We start from the raw sequence: 7192 nt of genomic DNA, 5'->3' as shown, positions 1-7192 counted from the left end.
GCCGCGCTCGACGACCGTGCCGTCCTCCAGCACCGCGACGTCGTCGCAGACCCGGCGGACCACGCCCGCGTCCGGCGTCGTGACGACGACCGTGGTGCCCAGCTCGGAGCGCGCCCGGTCGAGGACGGCGAGCACCGCGCCGGCCTCCTCCGGGTCGACGCCGGCGGTCGGGTCGTCGGCGAGCAGCACGGCCGGGGCCGCCGCCAGCGCCTTCGCGACCGCCACCCGGCGGAGCTGCCCGGCGGACAGCTCGCCGGGACGCTGCGCGGCGCGCTGGGTCAGGCCGACGAGGTCGAGCAGCGAGCCGACCCGGCTGCGGCGCTGCGGGCCGTCGACGCCGAGCTGCTCGAGCGGGGAGGCGATGTTGCCGGCGATGGTGCGCTCGGCGATCAGCTCCGGTTTCGTGGACACGATCCCGAGCTGACGTCGGATTTCGCGGAGCCGACGGCCGTCGAGGGTGCCGGTGTTGAGGCCGTCGAGGCGGACGACACCGCGGTCGGGACGCTCCTGGAGCGCGATGCACCGAGCGAGGACGGACTTGCCCGATCCGGCGGGGCCGACCACGCCGAACAGCGAGCCCGCCTGGACGTCGACGCTCACGTCCCGCAGCGCGATGACGGAGTTTCCGTTGGTGGCAAAGGTTTTGGACAGGTTTTCGACGGTGATCACGAAGGCTCCAGAAAACGGGGTGCGCGCAGCGCGCGGCACCCGGCCGCAAGCGAGTTCCGTCCTGTTCGGACGGTGCGTGAAGAAGAGGTGGACCGGCTCGGACTAGCTCAGTGGGAGCGTCGACATGCGGTCACGGAGCGGCGGCCTTCGTCGACTACGCGACGCCTGGTCAGGAGCAGGGGGCGAGCTACCCTCTTCATCGAAAACGGCCTCCATCGGTCCTGGCGGTAGCACCTGCCCTGTGGAGGGTGGTTGCTGCGACTTCGGCGAGCCAGGTCTCTCAGTCGCTCGGGATGGACGTACTGAGTAAAACCGATCCCGAGGAGCGAACGCAAGCCTGTTGGCCCAGATCACACGAGTGGCGGTGTCCGAATGGCGGGATCACGGACGCTGGCGGACGTTTTTCACTGCTTCCACTGTGGATTGCGCACGCACGGCCGCGATCCGGGCGAAGTCGTGCACGTTCAGCTGCTCACCACGGGTCCGGGGGTCGATCCCGGCCGCTGTCAGCAGTTCGCCGGCGCGCTCGGCCGAGCCCGCCCAGCCCGCGAGCGCGGCCCGGAGCGTCTTCCTGCGTTGTGAGAAAGCGGCGTCCACCAGGCCGAAGAGGACGTCCCGGTCGTCGGACGCCGTCGAGTCGGCACGTTCGAAGGCGACGAGCGCGGAATCGACGTTCGGCACCGGCCAGAACACCGAGCGTGGCACGGCGGCGACCTTGCGTGCGGGGCCGTACCAGGCGAGCTTGACGCTGGGGACGCCGTAGATCCGGCTGCCGGGGCCGGCGGCCATCCGGTCGGCGACCTCGGTCTGCACCATGACGAGGCCGGTCCGGAGGGAGGGCACCTCGGCCAGCAGGTGCAGCACCACCGGCACGGCGACGTTGTAGGGCAGGTTGGCGACGAGGGCGGTCGGCTCGCCCAGTTCCTCGCGGGTGACGCGCATGGCGTCGGCCCCGACGACGGTGAGGTTCCCCGCGACCTCGGGCCCGCGTTCGGCGACGGTCTTCGGCAGCCGGTCGGCGAGCTTGGGATCGATCTCGACGGCGACGACGCGCGCCCCGGTGGCGAGCAGCCCGAGCGTCAGCGACCCGAGCCCGGGCCCGACCTCGAGGACGACGTCGTCGGGTGTGACGCCGGCGAGTTCGACGATCCGCCGGACGGTGTTGGGATCGTGCACGAAGTTCTGCCCGAGCTTCTTGGTCGGCCGCACGTCGAGTTCGGCCGCCAGCCCGCGGATTTCGGCCGGTCCCAGCAGTTCAACCACCGGCCGAGCCTACTTGACGGCGGAACTCGCGTGATTCGAGGCGGAACTCGCGTGATTGGGGGCGGATCTCGCGTGATTGGGGGGTCGACACGCGAAACGGCCCCCGTCCGAGGTGGACGGGGGCCGGTTCGGAGCTGCTGTCAGGCCTTCTTGCCGCAGACCGGCCAGGCGCTGTAGCCGCCGCGGGCGTCGCGGACCTTCTCCGCGACCGCGATCTGCTGCTCGCGCGAAGCCTGGCTCGGCAGGTTCGCGTACTGGTCGCCGCCGTAGGCGTCCCACGTGCGCTTGTCGAACTGGAGGCCGCCGTAGTAGCCGTTGCCGGTGTTGATGGCCCAGTTGCCGCCCGACTCGCACTGCGCGATGCGGTCCCACGCGGAGCCGTCGCCGATGTTCGGGGCCGGGGCTTCCTTGCTGCCGACGTGGACGATCTTCGGCTTCGGCTGGGTGATGACCTTCTCGGAGATGCTCTCCCGGCCGATCTCTTTGCCGTTCTTCTGCGTGACCTTGTAGGTCACTTCCTTCTCGCCGGGCGTGCCCGGGTCCTCGACCTGCGTCTTGCCCTTGGCCAGGTTCGGGTCGTCGACGCGCTGCTCGGGCGGGTCGATGGACTCCTTCTGGACGACCGTCGAAACGCCGGTGCGGCTGATGTGCACCTCGGCGCCGTCGGTCAGCTTGACGTCCAGGCCACCCTCGGCCTGGTCCTCCGGGCCCAGGGTGAGCTTGTACTCGCCCAGGAACTCCTGCGTCGTGACGGCCGTGGTCTTGACCTGCTTCGGCGCGTTCCCGCCGTCGTACAGGGTGATGTTCTTGAGCGTCTTGATCTCGACGGTCGCGCCCTGCAGCGGCAGCTCGCCGCTCTTCGGCATCGACATCCAGGTGCCGGCCTTGTCCATCTCGGCCATGCCGAGCTGGTTCAGCGCGTCGCCGAGGTGGGTCGCACGGACCCAGGAGGTGCGCTCGACGCCGTCGACGACCAGCTTCAGCTGGCGGCCGCGCTCGAGCTTGATGACGCCGCCGTCGCCGACCTCCGCCTGCGGGGAGGGGGACAGCGAGTCGTGCTCGCCGACCGACAGGCCCGCGTCCTCGAGCACCTCGCCGACGGTGCCGCCGAAGGAGTGCACAGTCTGCTGGTGGCCGTCGACGTCGACGGTGATGCTCTTGTTCATCGCCAGCGCGGCCGCACCGCCGCCGGCGACGCTGATCATGACGCTGAGGACGGCACCCTTGAGGAAGCGGCGCTTCCAGACCTTGGTCGTCTGCCGGAGCCCCTCGTCCAGAGCCGCACGGCGCGCTTCGGGGGAAGCGGTGCGGTCCTCGTCGAGGCCGTCCGGGATGACGATCGGCGGCAGGTAGGTCGTCTCGGCGTTGATGAGGCGGATCAGTTCGTCGACGTCGACGTCGATCTCGGCCATCATCGCGTCGGCATCGGGGCCGAGTGCGGCGAGGATGTCCTGCTGCGTGATGTTCGGGTCGTCGGAGAAGTCGAGCTGGCCGTACGCAGTGTCCTCGAAACCGCGCTCGAGGACGGCCGCGGAGCGCGCTCCAGCCTGTCTGCTACCTGTCACCGGGTCGTTCCCTTTCCCAAGGCGCCGTTCGGGGCGGCACCTTTACGTCTGGGCCCTCAGCCGGCGCCATCGTCACGGTTCCAGGCCGTACCGCTCCTGGTTCCGCTTCCCCGACGTGCACTGACGTGACTGTGGGCGTAACAGTCGGCAACTGCAGTCCGCAGTACCGACCGGCACGATCACGGGACAGTAACGGGTCGCGGCGGGTTGCGCAAACACCCCCCGGAGTGTCGTGATCTGGGTCACTCCATCAGGTGGCGTAGGCCAGACCCCTTATGTCGCAATGCGTTCACCCCGTTGTGACACTGGGGAGTCGGTAGATCCGCTCGGCGGTGGTCCGGACCGATTCGGCGACTTCGTGGACAGCTTCGCCCCTGAGCGCCGCGAGGTGACGGACGGTGTAGGCGGCGCCGAACGGCTCGTTCGGCCGCCCACGGAACGGGTGGGGGGTCAGAAACGGTGCGTCGGTCTCGACGAGGTACTGCCCCGGCGGGCAGAGCCGGGCCGCCTCGTGGAGGCCTTTGGCGTTCTTGAACGTCACGGTGCCCGCGAAGGAAAGGACATACCCCGCGTCGACGCACTTGCGGGCCATTTCCGCGTCCCCGGAAAAACAATGGAAGATTACGGCATTCGGCGCACCCTCTTCGGCCAGGATGCGCAACACGTCGTCGTGGGCCTCGCGGTCGTGGATCATCAGCGGCTTGCCGAGCCGCTTCGCGAGGTCGATGTGCCAACGGAACGCCTCCTGCTGGGCGTCGTGCGGCGAGTAGTCCCAGTAGTAGTCGAGGCCGGTCTCGCCGACGGCGACCACGCGGCCGTCGGCCGCCAGTCGCTCGACCTCGGCCCGCTCGGCCTCGCCGAACTCCTTGGTCCGCGTCGGGTGGATCGCGACCGCGGCGAACACCCGCCGGTCCCAGCCCGCCGCCTCGACGGCCCAGCGGGCCGAGGCGAGGTCGTCCGCGACCGTGACGACGCGGGCGACGCCGGCGCGCTCGGCGCGGTCGACCATGGCCGTGACATCGGCCGCGGTGACCGCGCCGCACGCGTCGAGATGGGTGTGCGCGTCCACCACCGACACCGGGAGCCTGTCCGGGACAGGCGGCAGCTCGCGCTTCTGTTCACCCATGCACTACCTCTTACTCCTTGATGATCGGCGCCCACTCCGGGCCGGTTTCACCCAGCGCCGGGTCGAGCTTCGTGAACAGCGGTGACGGCTTCTGCAGGGGCTTGCCGACCTCGATCGGCTTGGACTCCCACTTCGCCTGCTCGGCCGCGTAGTCACCGGTCAGGATCGGGTTGACCCGGCCGTCGATGTCGAGGTCGTCGACCTCCTTGAGCTCCGGCTGGGCGGCCCAGACGCCGGTGCCGCCGAGCGCCTCGTGCACCTTCTGGGCCGAGTGCGGCAGGAACGGCGTCAGCAGCGTGTTGGCGTCGGAGACGACCTGCAGCGCGGTGTGCAGCACCGTGTCGCGCCGCGCCGGGTCGTCCTTGAGCTTCCACGGCTCCTGGTCGGAGAGGTACTTGTTGGCCGCGGTGACGACCTTCATCGCCTCGCCGGCGGCCAGCTTGAACCGGGACCGGGCCAGGTGCGCGCCCGCGGTGTCGAACGCCTTGCGGGACAACGTCTTCAGTTCTTCGTCGGCCGCCGTCGGGGCCTCCGGGCGCGGGATGGCGCCGACGTTCTTGTGCGCCATCGAGATGGACCGGTTGACCAGGTTGCCCCACTCGTTGGCCAGCTCGAAGTTGGTCCGGCGGACGAACTCGTCCCAGGTGAAGTCGGTGTCCTGGGTCTCCGGGCCGGCGACCGAGATGAAGTACCGCAGCGTGTCCGGGCCGAAGTCGCGCAGGAAGTCCTCGACGTAGATCACGCGCCCGCGCGAGGTCGAGAACTTCGAGCCGCTCATGGTGAGGAACTCGCTGGAGACGATCTCGTCCGGCAGGTGCAGCCGGCCGTACTTGCCGGGCTCGCCGCCCTTGTCGCCCTCGCCGTTGTGCCCGAACAGCAGCGCCGGCCAGATCTGGGCGTGGAAGGTGATGTTGTCCTTGCCCATGAAGTAGTACGACCGGGCGTCGGCGTTGTTCCACCACTCCTGCCACGCGTCCGGGTTGCCGGAGCGCCGGGCCCACTCGACGCTGGCCGAGAAGTACCCGATCACCGCGTCGAACCAGACGTAGAACCGCTTCAGCGGCTGGTCGCGCCAGCCGTCGAGGGGGATCTTGACGCCCCAGTCGAGGTCGCGGGTGATCGGCCGCGGCCGCATGTCGTCGATCAGGTTCTTGGTGAAGTTGAGGACGTTGGGGCGCCAGTCGGTCTTGGTGCCCAGCCAGTCGCCGAGGGTCTTGGTGAACGCCGGCAGGTCGAGGAAGTAGTGCTCGGTCTCGACGAACTTCGGCGTCTCGCCGTTGATCCGCGACTTCGGGTTGATCAGCTCGGCGGCGTCGAGCTGGTTGCCGCAGTTGTCGCACTGGTCGCCGCGCGCGCCGTCGTACCCGCAGATCGGGCAGGTGCCCTCGACGTAGCGGTCGGGCAGCGTGCGGCCGGTGGACGGGCTGATCGCCCCGCGCGTGGTCTTCGGCACGACGTAGCCGTTGCGGTGCAGCGCCAGGAAGATCTGCTGCGTCACCTCGGCGTGGTTGCCGGTCGTGGTCCGGGTGAACAGGTCGTAGGAGAGGCCGAGGCCCTGCAGGTCGGTGCCGATCTGGCGGGTGTACTTGTCCGCCGTCAGCTGCGGGGTCGAGTCCTCTTTGTCCGCCTGGACGGTGATCGGGGTGCCGTGTTCGTCGGTGCCGGAGACCATGAGCACCCGGTTGCCGGCCATTCGCTGGTAGCGGGAGAAGACGTCGGACGGGACGCCGAATCCGGACACGTGGCCGATGTGGCGGGGGCCGTTGGCGTAGGGCCAGGCCACCGCGGTCAACACAGGGGTGCTCATACCTTATTAGCCTACGGAGGGCGTCACGCGCGTTTTCGAGAGGGAGGCCCCGGTTGTCGGCGACACGGTTGCTCGTGCTCGGGGTGGTGCGCATGTACGGCCGCGCGCACGGCTACCAGGTGCGGCGCGAGCTGCTGACCTGGTCGGCGGACAAGTGGGCCAGCGTCCAGCCCGGGTCGATCTACCACGCGCTGAAGAAGATGACGGCCGAGGACCTGCTGGAGCAGGTGGACGTCGAGCCGGGCGAGGGCGGTCCGGACCGGACCGCTTATCGGGTCACCGAGGATGGCGACCGGGAGTTCCACCTGCTGCTGGCGAAGGCGCTGTCCGAACCCACCGCCGCCGCGGCCGAGGTGGCCGCCGGCGTCTCGTTCCTGACCGCCCTGCCCCGGCAGCGCGCGATCAGCCTGCTCGAACACCGGCTCGTCATCCTCGAGTCCGAGGAGCGCAGCGCGACCCTGATGATCAAGGACACCGCGCACTGGGAAAAGGCCGAGCACGTCGCCGAGCTGTTCCGGCTGTGGTCGGCGCAGGCGACCGCCAGCCTGGAGTGGACGCGGTCGCTGATCGCCCGGCTGGCGGCCGGCGAATACGAGATGGCCGGCGACTCCGGCCGGGCGTTCGGCGATCCGCCCGCGTAATCAAATTTGACTAGCGAACGATGCATCAGGCAAGGTGTCGAACTCAACTAGTCAAGTTTGACTACAGCGAGAGGGGTTCTCCATGATCACGGCACGCGGTCTCGAGCGGCGGTTCCGCCGC

The 7192-nt window shown here is 69.5% G+C and carries 6 protein-coding genes and 1 riboswitch; of the genes, 1 reads left to right on the top strand and 5 read right to left on the bottom strand.

From position 1 onward, the window contains the following. The 5 genes from CCN39_RS31490 to metG all read right to left on the bottom strand — a co-directional run. On the bottom strand, nucleotides 1–669 hold a 669-nt coding region (locus CCN39_RS31490; RefSeq protein WP_086848178.1), incomplete at its 3' end, for an ATP-binding cassette domain-containing protein. Nucleotides 670–878: 209 nt separating this feature from the next. Next, nucleotides 879–969, bottom strand: a riboswitch (SAM riboswitch). Nucleotides 970–1050: 81 nt separating this feature from the next. Further along, a complete protein-coding gene (gene rsmA / locus CCN39_RS31485) occupies nucleotides 1051–1932 on the bottom strand; it encodes a 16S rRNA (adenine(1518)-N(6)/adenine(1519)-N(6))-dimethyltransferase RsmA (protein ID WP_086848176.1) in 882 nt (293 codons plus the stop codon). A 140-nt stretch (nucleotides 1933–2072) separates the two neighbouring features. Next, entirely contained in the window at nucleotides 2073–3497 is a 1425-nt protein-coding gene (locus CCN39_RS31480; RefSeq protein ID WP_086848174.1) for a resuscitation-promoting factor, read from the bottom strand. 289 nt (nucleotides 3498–3786) lie between these two features. After that, a complete protein-coding gene (locus CCN39_RS31475) occupies nucleotides 3787–4623 on the bottom strand; it encodes a TatD family hydrolase (protein ID WP_086848172.1) in 837 nt (278 codons plus the stop codon). A gap of 10 nt (nucleotides 4624–4633) precedes the next feature. Continuing rightward, nucleotides 4634–6430 carry a methionine--tRNA ligase gene (gene metG / locus CCN39_RS31470; RefSeq protein WP_167455238.1) on the bottom strand — a complete coding sequence of 599 codons (1797 nt, stop codon included), beginning with the start codon at nucleotides 6428–6430 and terminating at the stop codon, nucleotides 4634–4636. Between the two features lie 53 nt (nucleotides 6431–6483). Here metG and CCN39_RS31465 point away from each other — a divergent pair, with 53 nt between their 5' ends. Beyond that, complete coding sequence (locus tag CCN39_RS31465) at nucleotides 6484–7071, top strand: PadR family transcriptional regulator (RefSeq protein ID WP_086848168.1); 588 nt, start codon at nucleotides 6484–6486, stop codon at nucleotides 7069–7071. Nucleotides 7072–7192: the final 121 nt, after the last annotated feature.

Origin of the sequence: Amycolatopsis kentuckyensis, assembly GCF_002155975.1 — a bacterium.
Taxonomy (GTDB): Bacteria; Actinomycetota; Actinomycetes; order Mycobacteriales; family Pseudonocardiaceae; genus Amycolatopsis; species Amycolatopsis kentuckyensis.
The sequence above is the reverse complement of the archived record's forward strand: the minus strand, read 5'-3'. Positions and strand labels throughout refer to the sequence as shown.